Source organism: Kurthia sp. FSL E2-0154, assembly GCF_038003625.1.
Lineage (GTDB): Bacteria > Bacillota > Bacilli > Bacillales_A > Planococcaceae > Kurthia > Kurthia gibsonii.
On the sequence record NZ_JBBOPO010000001.1, the window covers coordinates 672,029 to 689,846 of the forward strand.

The following is a 17,818-nucleotide window of genomic DNA, read 5'->3' on the forward strand; positions in this document are numbered from 1 at the left end:
TACTTTAAAACGAATCAAACTAGTTAAAAGATGTACATAATTTACGTACGCTAAGGAGATTATTATGGTAAGAGCAATCGGTATTGATGCGGGTGGTACATTAACCAAAATCGCCTACATAAACGAGGAACAACAACTAATCTTAAAACACGAACCATCGACAAATTTACAAGAGGTTGCGGCATTTATCGATGCACATCCAGAAGTTGAAAAAGTAGGTTTGACAGGTGGACGTGCAGAGCAATTACGACAGCTCGTCACAGCAGAAAAAGAATTTGCTTATGTTGTGGAATTTGAAGCGACACTAAAAGGAGTTCGATTCTTATTAGAGCGTGAAAATATCGATTTAAAGCGAGCGATTATTACAAATATCGGTTCAGGAACGTCGGTTCATTATATGAACGATGATACGTATAAGAGAGTAAGCGGTACAGGAATTGGTGGTGGTACACTGATTGGCTTGAGTGCTTTATTAACAGGTGTTTTTAACTATAATGAAATGAGTGAGTTGGCTCAGCAAGGTAGTCGAAAGTCGATTGATTTAATGGTAGCAGATATTTTTAAAGGACAAGAAATTCCAGCACCCCTTCATCCAGATTTAACTGCGAGTAACTTTGGGAAAGTGGGGATTGATTTACGTTCAGATTATAAACAAGAAGATGTCCTCGCGACTGTTGCCCGTTTAGTGGGAGAAGTGATTACAACATTAAGTATTCAATTAGCACAACAATATGAAGTAGACGATATTATTTATATCGGTACGACATTAAAAGATCATCCGGTTTTACGCGAAGTAATTGCAGATTATACTGTGATTAAACAGAAGAATCCGATTTTCTTAGACGATCAAGGTTATAGTGGTGCAATTGGTGCTTTAAATAAAATGCGTACAATGAAGTAGCAGTAACATACTGCTGCTTTTTTAAAACAATCAAACAATTATTTACATAGGTAAATAAATACCGTACAATAAAGTAGATGTTTACCTAAGTAAATTTATCTTTGGAGGTCAAAATGAATTTATTATTCCATGAACTATTACAAAAAACACGCGAATTTACAAATGGCATGAATGGTGTCTTAAAACATCATGGTATTTATAGCAGTCAATGGACAGTGCTTTTCATCGTAGAACAACGCGGAGAGATGTCACTTACATCGATTTGGAAATACTTAAATGTAGAAGCGCCAACTATTACAAGAACAGTTGCACGTTTGGAACAACTAGGACTTCTTCAACGAAAAAAAGGGGACGATTTACGTGAAAAAATCGTTTCGCTAACAGAAGAAGGAAAGAAAAAATTCGAAGAAGTAAAAGTAACAGTTTCTGCATACGAAGATCAATTTGCGAAAGGTCTAACAGAAGAAGAGCAAGAACAATTGAAGGGATTGCTCAGAAAAATGAAAGGATGACCTTTTTTGAGCCAGAATCAGAAAATCTGGAATAAACAATTTCTTAGTTTATTTTTTACAAATATGAGTGTATTTTTTGTTTTTTATGGGTTAGTCAATGTGCTACCGATTTATGTAACAAGTGGATTAAAGCGTGGGAGTGAAGATGCGGGGTTACTATTAACCATCTTTTTACTCTCTGCCATTGTTGCAAGGCCGTTCATCGGTAAGATTTTAGATGTGGTCGGAAAACGAAAGATGCTCGTCATGAGTATGGTCGGTTACTTTGTAACGACGATTTTATATGTTTTTATTAAACCTTTTGTACTTTTATTAGTATTACGATTCATTCAAGGGATTTTCTTTAGTGTATTAACCACTGCAAATAATGCGATTGCAGCTGACACAGTTCCGATGGAAAAACGAGGTCGAGGTCTAGGGTATTTTGCAATGTCACAAAATTTAGCCATTGTTTTAGGACCTTTTGTAGCGCTTCTACTCATTCAATATGTATCGTTTGATGCTTTATTTTGGGTGATGTCAGCTATTTTACTTATTGGAAGTGCGCTTGTTCTTACACTTCGTATAACAGAGCATGAATTCCCAGAAGGAAAGCCAAAATTAACATTTAAAATGAGCGACTTAATTGAAAAAGGTGCTGTTCCATTTGCATTAATCGGTTTATTCGTAGCTTTTTCTTATTCAGGTGTTCTATCGTTTTTAGCTGTTTATGCAAAGGAAAAAGGTGTGTTAGCAGTTGCAAGTTTCTTCTATGTCGTCTTTGCAGCAGCAATGCTCTTATCAAGACCATTTACAGGTAGAATGTTTGATACAAAAGGGCCGAACAGTATTATCATGCCTGGTTTTATCTTATTTGCAATCGGTCTACTATGCATGGCTTGGATGCCAAGCGCGTTCGTCTTTTTACTAGCAGGCGCATTGATTGGATTAGGATACGGTGCGCTTGTTCCAAGTTTCCAAACGCTTAGTGTTCAAAAGTCACCAGCCAGAAGAACGAGCTATGCAACAGCTACATTCTTCACTTTTTTTGATATAGGGATTGCACTAGGTTCGTTTATTCTAGGTTCGATAGCAGCACATAAAGGTTATGCGACGATTTATTTAGTAGCAGGTGCAGTGATTCTGATTGTAGGTGTTTTCTATATTTTAAACACATTGCGTAAAGGTAGAATAGCGACTAAACAGCAGCATATATAATTAGAAAAAAGAGGAGGCTAGTATAGATGCTAGCCTCTCTTTTCACTTGTGTTCATCAAAATAGCTTCACGCGCTAATCGATCTGCTGCTTTATTTTGATCGTCAGGAATCCACTTAATAAAAAATAAATCGAAGCGATCAATTAATGGAAGAGCTTCATCTATAAAGTGCGCATAATGTTTTGCATATCGCTTTTCAATAGAAGAAACCACAATTTTTGAATCAGAGCGAACGGATACGAGAGAAGAACCTAATTTTTGCGCTTCTTTCAATCCACGAAGGAGTGCATGAAATTCAGCAGTATGATTATCCATCATACCGATTGGTTCACTAATTCGTATTTGATGTCCTTCTCCTTTAATGAAAATACCGATGCCACTCGGACCTGGGTTTCCAGCGCTTGCACCGTCAATATAGACTTCTAACATAGATGATTGCCTCCTCAATTTCTTTACTTGCAAGAAAGGTTCTATTAATAGTAGAATAGACGAATGCCTAAAAAAAAGCTAGATGGATGAGAAAAAGAGGTGACGTATTACATGATCGATTTCACAACCATTGTACAAGATATTGATGCGTTAAACGAAAAGTATTGTGAAGGCTGTTTTGTAAAACAACAACTTCGTAAAGATCGTGGAAAAGCTGCAGCACATCGCTTTTGTATTGAATCATGTACAATTGGTGAGCAACTTCAGTTTTTGGGACAGGAATTATTAAAAACATCTAAGCGTTCTTAGAATAGTAACTCATATAAATAAAAAGTTCGATTTGGAAAGAGAAGTTGTGTTCATACGCAGTTTCTCTTTTTATATTTGTCTATTTTCTTTTAAAAATTTAGAATATTCTTCTATTTTTAAAAATTTCGTGATAAAGTACGTAATAATATTGACTTGAAAACAAAAAATTTGTACACTGTGAAGAAACATTTGTTTTTCTTGTAAGTACAAAACAACTAAAATAGATTGGGATGGATAAAGATGAAAGTATGTAAATTTGGCGGTACATCTGTAGCAAGTGCAGAACAAATCAAAAAAGTAGCAAATATTATTCAAGCAGATCCGACACGTCGTATTGTGGTCGTTTCTGCACCAGGTAAACGTACATCAGAAGACATTAAAGTAACCGACTTATTAATCGATTTAGCGCATACGGTCATCGGTAAAAAGCCTTATGAAGAAAAAATTGCAGCAGTTGTATCACGTTATGAAGATAATGCGATTGGTTTAGGTTTGGATCACGAAATTTGTGACATTATTGAGTTAGATTTAAAAGCACGCTGTGAGCAAGCTAGACATTTAACAGATGAAATGTTAATGGACTCCTTAAAAGCAAGTGGAGAAGATAATAATGCCAAAATGGTCGCTGCTTATTTTAACAGCATTGGCATCCCAACACGCTATGTAAGTCCAAAAGAAGGGCTAGTAGTGAATGATGTGCCAGAACGTACAATGGCAATTGCAGAAGCATATGAACAATTAGCTTCATTAAAAGATAGTGATGAAATTATTTTATTCCCTGGTTTCTTCGGTTATACAAAGTCAGGTTTATTACGCACATTCGATCGCGGAGGCTCAGATATTACAGGTGCGATTCTTGCGGCAGCAGTTGGCGCTGATTTATACGAAAATTTTACAGATGTAGATTGTGTATTCAGTGCGAATCCGAAAGTAGTCAACAATCCAGCGGAAATTACAGAAATTACGTATCGCGAAATGCGTGAATTATCGTATGCAGGTTTCTCTGTATTCCATGACGAAGCGTTGATGCCTGTCGTAAAACAAGGAATTCCTGTAAATATTAAAAATACAAATAATCCAAGTGCGCCTGGTACACGTATTGTAGCAAAGCGAGAAGAAAGCAAACGCCCTGTTACGGGTATTTCAGCTGACTCAGGCTTCTCAATTTTATATGTATCGAAATATTTAATGAACCGTGAAATTGGTTTTGGACGTAAATTACTACAAATTTTAGAAGAAGAAGATATTTCATACGAACATACACCATCGGGTTTAGATGATATCTCTGTTATTATTCGTAGCTATCAATTAGACGATGAAAAAGAAGCGCGTATTTTAAACCGCGTAACGAATGAATTGCATGCGGATGATGTGAATTTCCGTCATGGCTTCTCAATGATTGTGGTTGTAGGTGAAGGAATGAAGTATAAAACAGGTTTAGCTGCAAGTGCGGCAACAGCAATTGCACGCACAGGAGCGAATATCGAAATGATTAACCAAGGTTCTTCAGAAGTATCATTATCATTTGGTGTATTACGTCAATATGAAGATGTGATTTTAAAGGAGTTATACAATGAATTTTTCACAGCTGTAACTGCTTGAAAAATCCACATATTCATAATTAGCGATTAATTCCATAAAAGGATTTAAAAAAATGAATGGAAAATTTATAAAATTCATACTTATAAATTGCTTTTTGGAGTAAAAATCGTATAAATTTAAAGTATATTAAATTTGGGAGGTGAATTCTTTACAATACCCGAAAGTACGAACCGTATTGTAAAGGACATATTTGGACGTCGAGATAGCCATAAAACTTGTGTTATTTATTTTGTTAATCGCATTTACCGCATTCTTTGTAGCAACAGAGTTTGCGATTGTAAAAGTGCGTACAACACGAATTGATCAGTTAATAAGTGAAGGAAATCAAAAAGCGATACGTGCGAAAACAGTGATCACGCATTTAGATGAGTACCTGTCTGCGTGTCAGCTTGGGATTACAATTACAGCGCTTGGACTTGGTTGGGTAGGGGAGTCAACAGTGGCAACATTGTTACATCCACTATTTGAATTAGTAGGACTTGAAGGAAAAGCTATTACTGTTGTTTCTTTCGTGATTGCATTCTCTGTTGTGACATTTTTACACGTTGTTGTCGGTGAATTAGCACCGAAAACACTCGCTATTCAAAAAGCAGAAATGGTAACATTACGTTTTTCAGGACCGTTAATTCTGTTCTATAAAATCATGTATTTACCAATTCGTTTATTAAATGGTTCAGCAAGATTACTTGCACGTTTATTTGGATTAAAAATGATGTCAGAAAATGAAGAAGTGCATAGCGAAGAAGAGCTACGTATGATTATGTCAGATAGTTTAAAGGGTGGCGAAATTAATACTTCAGAGTACCACTACATGAATCGTATCTTTGAGTTTGATGATCGAATCGCAAAAGAAGTCATGGTTCCGCGAACAGAGATAAGTAGCTTTGAAAAATCAACGAAAATCCATGAAATTTTTGAGCGTATGAATATTGAACAATATACACGTTATCCAGTGTACGATGGCGATAAAGATCATATTATTGGTGTAGTAAACATGAAACAGATTTTAACTGAGATAGTGAGAGACGAATCTGTTCGTGACGAAGAAGTAAGTAAATTCGTACAACCTGTTATTCAAGTCATTGAAACATTCCCAATTAGTAAGCTACTTATTAAGTTTCAAATGGAAAGAATTCATATGGCCATCTTATTAGATGAATATGGGGGCACTTCTGGCCTCGTCACAATTGAAGATATCATAGAAGAAATTGTCGGCGAAATTCGTGATGAGTTTGATGCGGATGAATTACCGGAGCATCATAAATTAGGCGAAGGACACTACAATGTTAGCGGGAAACTTTTATTAGACGAAGTGAATCAATTGCTTGATTTAGACATGGAAGATGAAGATGTTGATACCATCGGTGGATGGTTCATGGCGAATAATGATGATATTGAAGTTGGTTCACAAGTACGCTACGAGAATTGTGTATTTACAGCAACAGAAATCAATAATCATCAAATCGTTCGTTTAGATATTTTAAAAGAAGAACCGAAAGAAGAAACTTCTATGGATGAAAAAGAAATAGAATAATTAGAATGAGAGAAGTAGGATAATCTTGCTTCTCTTTTTTCATCGACAAAATAAAAATCCAAACTCGTATTAGTTTACAGAGCGTGGATTTTCATTTACATGATGCATCATCTATTTATGGATGAATTACAACCACATGTGAGGCTTGTGGTCCCCGGTTGCCTTCTACAATTTCAAATTCAACGAGCTGATTGTCTTCTAAATTTTTAAATCCGTCTCCGACAATCCCTGTAAAATGAACAAAGACATCATCGCCATTTTCCGATTCGATAAAACCATATCCTTTTACCGTATCAAACCACTTAACTTTGCCTCTATGCATGAGAATCCCTCCAAGTATCATCTACCTATAAATGAAGTAATTTGTCTTTACAGGTGAATAAACTATAGCATGAATTTTAAAAAAATGTCAATTATTCAGATATTCTGAACTAAAAGACACAAATTTTGTAAAAAATTAAAATATTTTAGAAAAAAGTACTTTTTAGAATTGAAAGAGTATTTCCTTTTGTAGTAATGTAAAGGTAATCATCTCATAGATAGGAGACGGAATCATGTCACATACAACGAAGCCAAAAACAGATTTAGAAATTGCACTTGAATCACCAATGCAACATATTACAGCAATTGCTGAAAAAGCGGGTATTCCAGAGGATGCACTTGAACTATACGGGAAGTATAAAGCGAAAATTGATATAACACAGTTGAATCATTTAACAGCTGATGCAAAGGTCGTACTTGTTACAGCGATTAATCCAACAGCAGCAGGAGAAGGGAAGTCAACTGTAACAGTAGGTCTCTCTGACGCTTTAAACCAATTGAATGAGCGTGTAATGGTCGCACTACGTGAACCATCTTTAGGGCCTGTGATGGGTGTTAAGGGCGGTGCTACAGGTGGTGGATATGCACAAGTATTACCGATGGACGATATTAACTTGCACTTCACAGGTGACTTACATGCGATTACAACTGCAAATAATGCACTAGCAGCTTTTATTGATAATCACATCCACCGAGGAAATGAATTAAACATCGACCCACGCCGTATCATCTGGAAACGTGTTCTTGATATGAATGACCGCTCGTTACGTCATGTCATGGTCGGTTTAGGCGGTCCAGCACAAGGTGTCCCACGTGAAGACGGTTTTGATATTACGGTTGCTTCTGAAATTATGGCTATTTTCTGTTTAGCAAAAGACTATCAAGATTTGAAAAAACGTCTCTCTGAAATTGTGATTGGTTACACATATGATAAAGAACCAGTATTTGTCAAAGATTTAGCAGTGGAAGGCGCGTTAACACTATTATTAAAAGATGCATTCAAGCCGAACCTTGTACAAACGATTGAAGGGACACCAGCGATTATTCACGGTGGCCCATTTGCAAATATTGCACATGGTTGTAACTCAATTCAAGCGACACATACAGCGCGTAAATTAGCTGATATTGTTGTGACAGAAGCAGGCTTTGGTGCAGACTTAGGTGCCGAAAAATTCATGGATATTAAATCTGTACAAGGTGATTTTCATCCAGATGCGATTGTTATTGTCGCAACGGTTCGTGCATTAAAAATGCATGGTGGTATGGATAAAAAATCACTTCAACAAGAAAATGTAGAAGCTTTAACAATAGGTGTTCAAAACCTTGAAAAGCATATTCAAACAGTGCGCGAATTCGGAATTGAGCCTGTTGTAGCACTCAATCGTTTTATTACCGATACAGAAGCAGAACTTCAAACAGTCATTGCATGGTGCGAGGTACAAGGAGTCGAAGTAGCCTTAACGAATGTATGGGAACAGGGCGGTGCAGGTGGTTTAGAGCTTGCGAAAAAAGTATTAGATGTATTAAAACGTCCAAACCAGTTCAGCCCATTATATGATGCAAAAGATTCGATTGAACAAAAAGTAACGACGATTGTTCAACGTGTATATGGTGGTAGTGGTGTTCAATTTACAGATCAAGCAAAAAAACAAATGAAAGAAATTGAAAAATATGGTTGGGATCAATTAGGGATTTGTATGGCAAAAACACAATATTCTTTAACAGATCAACCTAATTTATTAGGTCGTCCAACAGACTTTACTGTAACAATTCGTGAGATTATTCCGAAGTTAGGTGCGAAATTCTTAGTATGTTTAACCGGTGATGTTATGACGATGCCAGGACTACCAAAAGAACCAGCAGCTCTTCGCATGGATATTGATGAACAAGGTCGGCCTGTAGGATTATTTTAATTAAGTAAAATGCACTACTGTTGCTAGTGATATTTAGCAACTGTAGTGTATTTTTTTGTTTATAACTATTCTAAAACCATTAAATTCCTTTTTTTATAGGAAATGACTTAGAATATATTAAGATAGAATAGTAAGGGCGTACATTAGGAGAAAAGAGGTTATATAGATGGGGGAAATCTTAGGACAAAAAGTAGTTGTACGTTTTACATTTTTCATATGTAATTCCTCCCTTGCTATTTTTTAATAGTATAGCGAATAAAAAGAAAAAAATGTATGAATATTAAAATACTAATATTTTTCGAGTTTATTAGCATCTTAATATTAAAAGATATTCACCATCATGAAATATATCGTCCTGTTTTTTCAAATAACCTTCAACTTCTAATTGTCGATAGGCGCTCATTACATCGGAATAAGATTGTTTAATTTGAATGGCTAGATCTCGTGGTGTTGGGAAAATTTTTATGTTTTCAAATTCTTTGTTTCGAATAATATTTTTTAAGTGGATGTAGATTTGTTCATCAACTGGTGAAAAATTATTAATTGGAAATTTAAAAACATTCACGTGATCCCCCCTTTTGCTTGAATCCATTATCTTCTACTCTATACCCATTTCACATGAAAACAATGAATGTTCGTTACGTTTTTTTATAAGTTCGTTATACTAGAGGTGAATTGAAAGTAGGTGGCAATAGATGAAAAAAATAATAGTGTTATTCTGTTTTTTGATGGCAACTTCTTTTGTATCCATTGCATGTGAGGCAAAAGAGGTCAAAACGATTTACGTAGCAACGAATGGACAAGATACATGGAGTGGTACGAAAGAGAAGCCTTTGAAAACATTAAAAAAAGCAGCTACAAAAGCGACAGCAGGAATGACGATTATCATTCGAAAAGGAACGTATAAAGAACCACTCATTATTCAACATAGTGGCACGAAACAAAAGCCAATTCGCTTCCAAGCAGCTCCACACGAAAAAGTAGTGATTAGTGGAGAAAATGTAAAGTCTGTGAACGGTGAAAAAGCTTTAATTCATATTAAAAGCAAGCAATATATTACAGTTAAAGGATTAACCCTTCAAAATGTTACAACGAAAAAAACGAATGAAACACCAATGGGGATTTATGTGACAGGTTCAAGTAAAGCAATTCGTCTACAACAAAATCACATACACCATATTCAAACGAATGCTAAAAATGGTAATGCACATGGGATTGCTGTGTATGGTACAGGTGCGATGAAAGATATTCGCATTCAGCAAAATACAGTTGAAAATCTAAAACTAGGTGCAAGTGAAGCAGTTGTTTTGAACGGGAATATTGATGGTTTTGATATCTCGAAAAATATAGTACGTCGAAATGATAATATTGGAATTGATGTTATTGGATATGAAGGTGTAGCGACGAATAAAAAATACGATTATGTTCGAAATGGTACGATTACAGCTAATACAGTCTCAAATATTTCATCTTATGGAAATCCAGCCTACGGTAAAAATTATGCGGCAGGTGGTATTTATGTGGATGGTGCAAAAAATGTACGTATTGCAAACAACCGTGTTTACCAGAATGACTTAGGTATTGAGGCAACATCAGAACATCGCGGGAAATATGCAGAAAATATTACGATTGAGCATAACATGATATATTATAATCGTTATACAGGTATTTCGGTTGGTGGATATGATGTAAAAAGAGGCGGTACAAAAAATACGACGATTCGCTTGAATACACTCTATCAAAATGATACGAAAAATTTATATGGTGGTCAGTTGTTGCTACAACATTATGTAGAAAACAATCGAATCGAACGAAATGTTATGACGCCAAGTCGTTCACGCTTATTCATTGTAAATGGTGCGAAGACAAATAAGAAAAATCTATTGAAACGAAATGTTTATGACCAAACGGATCAAAAGAATGGATTATGGATGTGGAAAACAAAAGAGTATGATCGATTTTTAGATTTCCAAAAAGCAACGAAAAGTCAGGATTCACTTTATACGAAAGTGCAGTATCGTAATGTGAAAAAGCAGGATTTTCAATTGGTAAAAGGCTCAAAAGCTGAAAAGTGGATTCAGTAAACAAAAGTAAAAGAGAGCTTTGGCATAGATAAATGCCAAAAAGCTCTCTTTTTTAATTAATCTTGTTTTTCAACGTCTTTTACAGCGTCGTAAATTAAGTGGAACATTTCTTCGATATCTTCTTCTTCGATACAAGAGAAAGCAACGCGAAGATCTGTATCACTTAATGAGATTGTACCAACACCGTATTTTTCAAGTGCAACTTGTCGTACTTGTTCAGCGTTTGTTGTTTTTAATTTTAAGCACATGAAGTAACCAGAGTTGAATGGGTAGTAATCCCATGCATCTTCAAATTTAGATGAATCAAGCACTTCTTTTACTTTGTTCGCACGATTTTTCATAATGTCGAATTTTTCTTGTCGTTGAGTCACGAATTCAGGACTCTTTAGTGCATCGAGTAAGAATGTTTGAGATGGGTGTGGACCTGAAGAAATTGTCGCACGAATGATGCCAATGGCTTTTTCTTCAAGTGCTTTTAATAACGCTTCTGATTTATTACCGAATGTAATGAAACCAACGCGGAATCCCCATACATATTCTTCTTTTGTTGCACCGTCTACTTTCACAGCAAGAACGCGCTCATGAATATTTGACAACGCACCGAATAGTGACTCAGTTAAAGAATCTTCAAAGAATAGTGAGAAGTATGCATCATCTGTAATCGCTACAACATTTACCCCTGCATTTGCACCATCAAGAATCGCTTGAACGATTGAAGCGCCTTCTTGTGCGTTTGGTGTGTAACCTGTTGGGTTGTTTGGGAAGTTTAATAGCACGATTGCCTTACCATGACCTTTTTGTGCAAGAATTGCTTCGCGTAAGCCGTCCGCATTGAAAAGACCGTTATCATCGTATAGTGGATATGTTGTAATCGTTGTACCACGACGAATATTGAAGACCATATCGTAGTTTTCCCAGTTTTGATCTGGAATGATTAATGTATCGCCTTTTTCAGCAAATAAGTCAGCTGTAATACTTAAACCATGCGTTAAGGCATTTGTAACGATTGGGTTACTAAATGTTTGACCTTCAAGTGCAGGGTTATCAACTAACATCTTTTTACGCCATTCTTTACGAAGTTCTGGTTTACCAGCAGGTGGTGCATACGGATATAAATCAGACGGATTGTATGCAGAAAGCTTATCTTGAATAACTTTCAGATGCATCGGTTTACCTTTTTCAATCGCTGTACCAATGGTTGCGTTAAATTTGAACGCTTTATTTTTCGCCTCGGCTGATTGACTTAAAATCCCTTCAGTCGGGAAGTACATCTGTTTACCAAGATCCGATAACATCTCAAATACATGTGGGTTTTCGTTTTGAATGATCTGGTTTAATTCAGTTGCTAATTTGTGCATGTTTTTCGCCTCTTTTTATCATATTTTGAAGGAGAGTTGAACTCCTGTTAGAGAAAAAAATAACAATGAATGAAATCTCTAACTTCATTCTAGTAGATTATGAGAGTTTTGGAAATAGAGAATACAATGATTCTTTTCTATATTGTCCATTTATCGTTATAATAGATAGAGGTCAAGGAGGAATACAGATGAATCGTATTGAACAGTGTGAACAATTAGTCGAAAAAATTTACAATCAATTTGACGCAAGTCATGATTTTCAACATATCCAGCGCGTACAAATGAATGCGCGTGCCATTTTAGCAGAAGAACCAACTGCAAATCGTGATATTGTTGAATTAGCGGTATTACTACATGATGTAAGTGACCCAAAATATACAACAGATAAAGAAAATGAACGTGTCATTTTAGATGCGCTACAAGTAACAGAAGAAGAACGTCTACATATCCAAGATGTCATTGCTTCTGTATCGTTCCGTGGTGGGAATGAGCAACCGACGAAAACAATTGAAGCAAAAATTGTCCAAGATGCAGACCGTTTAGATGCATTAGGCGCAGTAGGAATTGCGCGTACATTCGCATTTGGTGGTGCAAAAGGACGCGCACTCTATGATGATGCAGAAGAAGTGCGCATGAATATGTCTGAAGAAACATATCGCTCGAAATCAACAGCAAGTGTCACACACTTTTATGAAAAATTATTCTTATTAAAAGATTTAATGAAAACAAACAAAGGGAAGGAACTAGCGCAAGCACGCCATGAATTTATGGAGCAGTTCATTCACCAATTACAGTTAGAAAGAGATGGGAAGTTATGAGTCATTTAATCGTTTCCAATTTAACGAAAACAGTCGGTGAAAAAACACTGTTTAAAAATATTGAATTTACCATTGTGGAAGGGGAGCGCGCTGGATTAATCGGGATTAATGGTACAGGGAAATCAACACTCCTTGCGATTTTAGCAGGTATTCAAGATGCCGATTCTATCCATTTAGACCATCCGAATAAATACCGTGTGGCCTATTTACCACAGGACCCCCAGTTTGAAAAAGGGCTAACCGTACTTGATGCAGTATTTGAAGGAGATTCACCAAGCATTACATTGAATCGTCAGTATGAGGAAGTGGTGCGTGCTTTATCAGCAAATCCAACTTCTGAAAGTCTACAACAGCAAATGTTCCAATTACAGCAACAGATGAATCAGGTAGATGCTTGGGACGTCAATGCACTCGCTAAAACAGCTTTAACTAAATTAGGCATTGACCAATTCGATGCAGAAGTAGCTTCTCTTTCAGGTGGTCAGCAAAAGCGTGTAGCGCTAGCTCGCACGTTAATTGAACCAGCAGACCTTTATTTACTTGATGAGCCAACGAACCATTTAGATGTCGAGTCGACAGAATGGTTAACTGATATGGTTAAACGTCTAAAAGGCTCTGTTATTGTGATTACCCATGATCGTTACTTCCTAGACGCGGTATCCACGCACATCTATGAAATTGCCGACCAAACTTTATATAAACATAGCGGAAACTATGGTGATTTCTTAGAAGCAAAAGCGATGCGCCAAGAGATGCAACAAGCAACAGATGCGAAACAACAAAACCGTTACCGTTCGGAGTTGAAATGGATTCGACGTGGTGCAAAAGCACGTTCTACAAAACAAAAAGCACGTATTCAACGTTTTGAAGAATTATCAGATTCCCTTCAAAAAGATAATAGTCAAACGTCACTTGAGATGGGACTAGCTACTTCACGTCTAGGTAAAAAAGTTATCGAAGGCGAAGGCGTTTCGAAAGCATTCGACGAACGTGTTATTTTAGAAAACTTCTCCTTCTTATTACAACAAGGTGACCGTATTGGTATTATTGGACCGAATGGTGCTGGGAAGTCGACATTACTTAATTTATTAGCTGGCGTTTTAAAACCAGATGCTGGACAAATTGAAGTCGGTTCAACGGTAAAAATCGCACATTTTACACAGCACTTACCACAGATGAATACGAATGAACGTATGATTGAATATGTACGTGAATCAGCGAATGATATTGTGGATGTAGCAGGTGAACATCATTCAGCAGCACAAATGTTAGAACGCTTCTTATTCCCACTGCATACACATGGTACACAGATTGGTAAACTTTCAGGCGGTGAGCGTAAGCGTTTATATCTATTAAAATTATTGATGGAGCAACCGAACGTTCTTTTACTTGATGAGCCGACAAATGATTTAGATATTGATACATTGTCTGTACTTGAAGACTTTATCGAACATTTTGCAGGTGTCATCGTGACGATTTCACATGACCGCTTCTTCTTAGATCGTATTGCGAAAAAGTTGTGGGTTTTAGATGGCAAAGGACATGTTGAGGAAAGTCTCGACATTTATACAGACTTCTTAGCAAAACAAGAAGAACAACAAAAGCTTGAAAAAGAAGTCAAAGTCGAGAAGCCAAAAGTCGAAAAAGTTCGGACAGAGAAAAAGAAACTATCTTTCAAAGAACAAAAAGAATGGGAAACGATTGAAGCAGATATTGAAAAAATTGAGATGGCGATTATGGAACGAGAAGAAGGAATCGCAACAGCGGGTTCTGACTTTACACGTCTACAACAATTAACGAATGAATTAGACGAATTGAATGTGCAATATGAGCATTTGATTGAACGTTTTGATTATCTAAGTGCTATTGTAGAAGGGAAAGCGTAACAAGGAGGAAATCGTATGCAAATTAAATCAATCGAACCAACACCGAGTCCAAATACGATGAAGGTGATTTTAGATCAAGAACTACCATTTGGTACGGCGCATAATTACCGACCAGATGCTGCTGAAGATGCACCAACAGAGATTCAACAAATTTTAGCGATTGACGGTGTAAAGGGTGTATATCATGTTGCTGACTTTTTAGCAGTTGAACGAAATGCTAAATACGATTGGGTAACGATTTTGGCATCGGTTCGCCAAGTATTTGGCGAAGAAGCAGGAGAAGCAGCGCAACAGGCGAAAGAACAAGACCATTATGGGGAAGCGTATGTACACATTCAAATGTTCAAAGGCATTCCACTTCAAGTGAAAGTATTTGATTCAACTGAGGAACAGCGCTTTGCACTTGATCAGCGCTATGTGAATGCGTTCCAAGAAGTTCTTGGTACTTCGGATGACGATGACTTTATTTTACAACGTAAATGGGTTGATTATGGTGTTCGCTATGGTCAACTTGATGAAATCGGTCAAAGTATTGTTGCGGAAATTGAAGCAACTTATCCAGCAGAACGCTTGCAAGAACTTGTACAGGCAGCAACTGAACAGCGTGAACAAGTTCAATTAGATAAAAAACGCATTACAGTTGCCGATTTAGCACATGAAGATTGGGAAGTGCGTTTTAAATTACTCGATCAAATTCCTGACCCAACAGTAGAAGATCTACCGATGTTGGCGAAAGCATTAGATGATGAAAAGATGTCCATTCGCCGACTTGCGACAGTGTATCTTGGCATGATTGAAGATGTAGCGGTTGTACCCTACTTAAAACGTGCATTACAAGATAAAAGTGCCTCGGTTCGTCGAACTGCGGGAGATTGTATGAGCGATTTAAGCTTGGTAGAATTCGAGCCTGCAATGATTGAATCATTATCGGATAAAAATAAATTAGTACGTTGGCGTGCAGCTATGTTCCTTTATGAAAGTGGGACGGAAAAAGCATTACCTGCATTAGAGGCAGCACAAGATGATTCAGAATTCGAAGTAAGTTTACAAGTGAAAATGGCAATAGAGCGTATTTCACAAGGAGAATCTGCTAAAGGTTCCATGTGGAGACAGATGACGGAAATGCGTAAGCAATCGAAAGATTAATTAGAAGGTCGAACACACTAAAAATTTACTGTGTTCGACTTTTATTTTTGGTGTATAGTGTTTAAATAAGTATTAAAAATGACGATAATAGTCATGATAGAGGTGATTAACGTGATTTGTGGAAAATGTCAAGCGAATAAAGAAGCGGTGCTTATTACACAACAATATCAACTACAACAGTCTCTTGTAACTATTCATTATATTCCAGCGACTCGTTGCAATTGCCAAACTTATATTTCAACTACAGTGCAACAAGAAATTCAAGCATATTTAACGGAAAATGCTAATTTAACTCAACCAAAAGTTTTAGCCTATTCTGAAGTGTAACAGTAATTTGAAACAATGAAGTTTGTTAAAAACGATAATAGCGTATGTGAATAAGTTATATAGTTCATATGTATATCAAAAAACTGGGACATGCGTGTAAAAATACTATCCCACATGAGCATAAGAAAAACTGGAATCGCGTTGTTGTGCGGTTCCAGTTTTTCGTTGCGAACACTAAAAAAGAAAGTGAAATGTTTTGTCCTAGACTATATTTCATATATTCCTTTAGTTTATTAAGAACGTTTTAAGGAAGAAGTAGCAATTGCATGTTTTACTTGTGGTTTAATTGTATTTTGTTTTTCAGTAGCTTCACGATAAATCGTGAAAGCAGATTTTCTTTTCGTGCGCATTAAAAGTAAGGTACCTCTAAATAATCCATAAGCGATATAAAGTCCACCAAGTGTATAAAGGGCGTAGGGGATGATTGCATTTGAAAAAGGAGCGAAATAACCAACAACAATAATAGTTGTACCGACTAAGTAATAGAAGAGGATCGTATTTACATCTTTCATCATGTCTTTTCCCTCATTTCAATACGTGATTAGTATGTAGTATTCCTACTTTTAACATATTCAAAACATATCGAGTAAATAATGTTATTTTATTGGGAAAAGGGTATAGTTCCAAATAAGGTTATCATTCGAAAGCGTTTGTCTAAAATAGATGTCATCTTTAGTAAAGTATTTGCGTTCAGAATATAAAAAGGTTCTGTTGTAGATGACTTAACAATGAAAGCGATTTATATACAAACAAAAGTACAGATAAAATAGTGATACAATAAAATTTTTAGCAAGAAATTAGAAGTGTGTGATTAGTTCAGTCGGGTTCATTTATACACCAATCGGGGTGTTGTTGTAATAAAGCTTCTTTTGAATGGCTCCCCCATGTAACAGCGCACGTATGAACCCCAGCAGCCTTCCCCATTTGTAAATCAAAAATAGCGTCACCAATCATAACCGTATTCTCCAATTGAATTATATGCTCTTTTGAATTTGAAAAATACTCGCGGGGTCTGGCTTATAGTGCGTTACGCGGTCAGAACCAATTGCGTCTTCAAAAAAAGTATGGATTTTTAAAATTTCTAAGTTGCGCTTTAAAACAGCAGTTTTCTTACTCGATAAAACAAAACAGCGTTTCTTTTGTTCTTGTAATGTTTGCAGTACCTCTTCAATCTTCGGGAAAATACGTAATGTATCTTGTTCAATCTGTTGATAGATACTTCTAAATGTTGTTAATAATTCGTCTAAAGTAGTAGAATCAACTGTTTCACCAATCATGAGCGGGAAAGACTTTTCAATCGATACACTCATATAATATGTAATTTGCTCCGCATTAGGCACTTTATACCCTTGATGTTGAAAAGCATATTGTGTAGCTATCATATTACATTGTTCTGAATCAGCTAATGTTCCATCAAAATCAAAAATATAATTCTCCATTTCCATCATTTTCATTCCTATTTTTTTCATAAAAACAAAGTAT

Annotated in this window: 19 protein-coding genes; 12 read left to right on the plus strand and 7 right to left on the minus strand. The window is 36.2% G+C overall.

Annotation, left to right across the window (positions count from 1 at the left end):
- Positions 1–64 precede the first annotated feature (64 nt).
- From coaW to MHB75_RS03190, 3 genes are all read left to right on the plus strand, one after another.
- Complete coding sequence (gene coaW, locus MHB75_RS03180) at positions 65–901, plus strand: type II pantothenate kinase (RefSeq protein ID WP_141274476.1); 837 nt, start codon at positions 65–67, stop codon at positions 899–901.
- A 113-nt stretch (positions 902–1,014) separates the two neighbouring features.
- Positions 1,015–1,413 (plus strand): MarR family winged helix-turn-helix transcriptional regulator, encoded by a 399-nt coding sequence (locus MHB75_RS03185; RefSeq protein WP_141274477.1) that lies wholly within the window; start codon positions 1,015–1,017, stop codon positions 1,411–1,413.
- Positions 1,414–1,419: 6 nt separating this feature from the next.
- Positions 1,420–2,610, plus strand: a complete 1,191-nt coding sequence (locus MHB75_RS03190; RefSeq protein WP_255314770.1) for an MFS transporter — start codon at positions 1,420–1,422, stop codon at positions 2,608–2,610.
- 29 nt (positions 2,611–2,639) lie between these two features.
- Here MHB75_RS03190 and MHB75_RS03195 read toward each other — a convergent pair whose 3' ends face one another.
- The gene (locus tag MHB75_RS03195; RefSeq protein WP_141274478.1) at positions 2,640–3,038 is read right to left on the minus strand and encodes a reverse transcriptase-like protein; all 399 of its coding nucleotides are present in this window, start codon (positions 3,036–3,038) and stop codon (positions 2,640–2,642) included.
- Between the two features lie 114 nt (positions 3,039–3,152).
- Here MHB75_RS03195 and MHB75_RS03200 point away from each other — a divergent pair, with 114 nt between their 5' ends.
- The 3 genes from MHB75_RS03200 (at position 3,153) to MHB75_RS03210 (ending at position 6,483) form a co-directional block, all read left to right on the plus strand.
- Entirely contained in the window at positions 3,153–3,347 is a 195-nt protein-coding gene (locus MHB75_RS03200) for a zinc-finger domain-containing protein (protein WP_141274499.1), read from the plus strand.
- Between the two features lie 240 nt (positions 3,348–3,587).
- Complete coding sequence (locus tag MHB75_RS03205) at positions 3,588–4,949, plus strand: aspartate kinase (RefSeq protein WP_141274479.1); 1,362 nt, start codon at positions 3,588–3,590, stop codon at positions 4,947–4,949.
- A 217-nt stretch (positions 4,950–5,166) separates the two neighbouring features.
- Complete coding sequence (locus tag MHB75_RS03210) at positions 5,167–6,483, plus strand: hemolysin family protein (protein WP_340995897.1); 1,317 nt, start codon at positions 5,167–5,169, stop codon at positions 6,481–6,483.
- 115 nt (positions 6,484–6,598) lie between these two features.
- Here MHB75_RS03210 and MHB75_RS03215 read toward each other — a convergent pair whose 3' ends face one another.
- A complete protein-coding gene (locus MHB75_RS03215; protein WP_068454205.1) occupies positions 6,599–6,805 on the minus strand; it encodes a cold-shock protein in 207 nt (68 codons plus the stop codon).
- A 232-nt stretch (positions 6,806–7,037) separates the two neighbouring features.
- Between MHB75_RS03215 and MHB75_RS03220 the strand changes: the two genes are divergently transcribed.
- Positions 7,038–8,717, plus strand: coding sequence for a formate--tetrahydrofolate ligase (locus tag MHB75_RS03220; RefSeq protein ID WP_340995898.1), 1,680 nt, complete (start codon positions 7,038–7,040; stop codon positions 8,715–8,717).
- A 307-nt stretch (positions 8,718–9,024) separates the two neighbouring features.
- Here MHB75_RS03220 and MHB75_RS03225 read toward each other — a convergent pair whose 3' ends face one another.
- On the minus strand, positions 9,025–9,282 hold the full coding sequence (locus MHB75_RS03225) for a GntR family transcriptional regulator (protein ID WP_170214769.1): 258 nt from the start codon (positions 9,280–9,282) through the stop codon (positions 9,025–9,027).
- A gap of 130 nt (positions 9,283–9,412) precedes the next feature.
- Between MHB75_RS03225 and MHB75_RS03230 the strand changes: the two genes are divergently transcribed.
- Entirely contained in the window at positions 9,413–10,801 is a 1,389-nt protein-coding gene (locus MHB75_RS03230) for a right-handed parallel beta-helix repeat-containing protein (protein WP_340995899.1), read from the plus strand.
- Between the two features lie 56 nt (positions 10,802–10,857).
- Here the strand turns inward: MHB75_RS03230 and MHB75_RS03235 are convergent, their stop codons facing one another.
- A complete protein-coding gene (locus MHB75_RS03235) occupies positions 10,858–12,159 on the minus strand; it encodes an aminotransferase class I/II-fold pyridoxal phosphate-dependent enzyme (RefSeq protein ID WP_141274484.1) in 1,302 nt (433 codons plus the stop codon).
- A 188-nt stretch (positions 12,160–12,347) separates the two neighbouring features.
- On the opposite strand from MHB75_RS03235, the gene MHB75_RS03240 reads away from it, so the two are divergent.
- The 4 genes from MHB75_RS03240 to MHB75_RS03255 all read left to right on the plus strand — a co-directional run bounded on the left by MHB75_RS03240 (position 12,348) and on the right by MHB75_RS03255 (position 16,336).
- Entirely contained in the window at positions 12,348–12,977 is a 630-nt protein-coding gene (locus MHB75_RS03240) for an HD domain-containing protein (protein ID WP_068454168.1), read from the plus strand.
- Entirely contained in the window at positions 12,974–14,863 is a 1,890-nt protein-coding gene (locus tag MHB75_RS03245; protein WP_141274485.1) for an ABC-F family ATP-binding cassette domain-containing protein, read from the plus strand. Before MHB75_RS03240 ends, MHB75_RS03245 begins: the two co-directional genes overlap by 4 nt.
- A gap of 15 nt (positions 14,864–14,878) precedes the next feature.
- Entirely contained in the window at positions 14,879–16,009 is a 1,131-nt protein-coding gene (locus tag MHB75_RS03250; RefSeq protein ID WP_340995901.1) for a conserved virulence factor C family protein, read from the plus strand.
- 93 nt (positions 16,010–16,102) lie between these two features.
- Positions 16,103–16,336: a hypothetical protein gene (locus tag MHB75_RS03255; protein ID WP_338838788.1), complete on the plus strand. Its 234-nt coding sequence runs from the start codon at positions 16,103–16,105 to the stop codon at positions 16,334–16,336.
- 233 nt (positions 16,337–16,569) lie between these two features.
- Here MHB75_RS03255 and MHB75_RS03260 read toward each other — a convergent pair whose 3' ends face one another.
- The 3 genes from MHB75_RS03260 to MHB75_RS03270 all read right to left on the minus strand — a co-directional run bounded on the left by MHB75_RS03260 (position 16,570) and on the right by MHB75_RS03270 (position 17,805).
- Positions 16,570–16,851, minus strand: coding sequence for a hypothetical protein (locus MHB75_RS03260; protein WP_141274487.1), 282 nt, complete (start codon positions 16,849–16,851; stop codon positions 16,570–16,572).
- 301 nt (positions 16,852–17,152) lie between these two features.
- On the minus strand, positions 17,153–17,305 hold the full coding sequence (locus MHB75_RS03265; protein WP_340995903.1) for an HAD family hydrolase: 153 nt from the start codon (positions 17,303–17,305) through the stop codon (positions 17,153–17,155).
- 5 nt (positions 17,306–17,310) lie between these two features.
- Positions 17,311–17,805 (minus strand): HAD family hydrolase, encoded by a 495-nt coding sequence (locus MHB75_RS03270; protein WP_340995905.1) that lies wholly within the window; start codon positions 17,803–17,805, stop codon positions 17,311–17,313.
- Between the last annotated feature and the right edge of the window lie 13 nt (positions 17,806–17,818).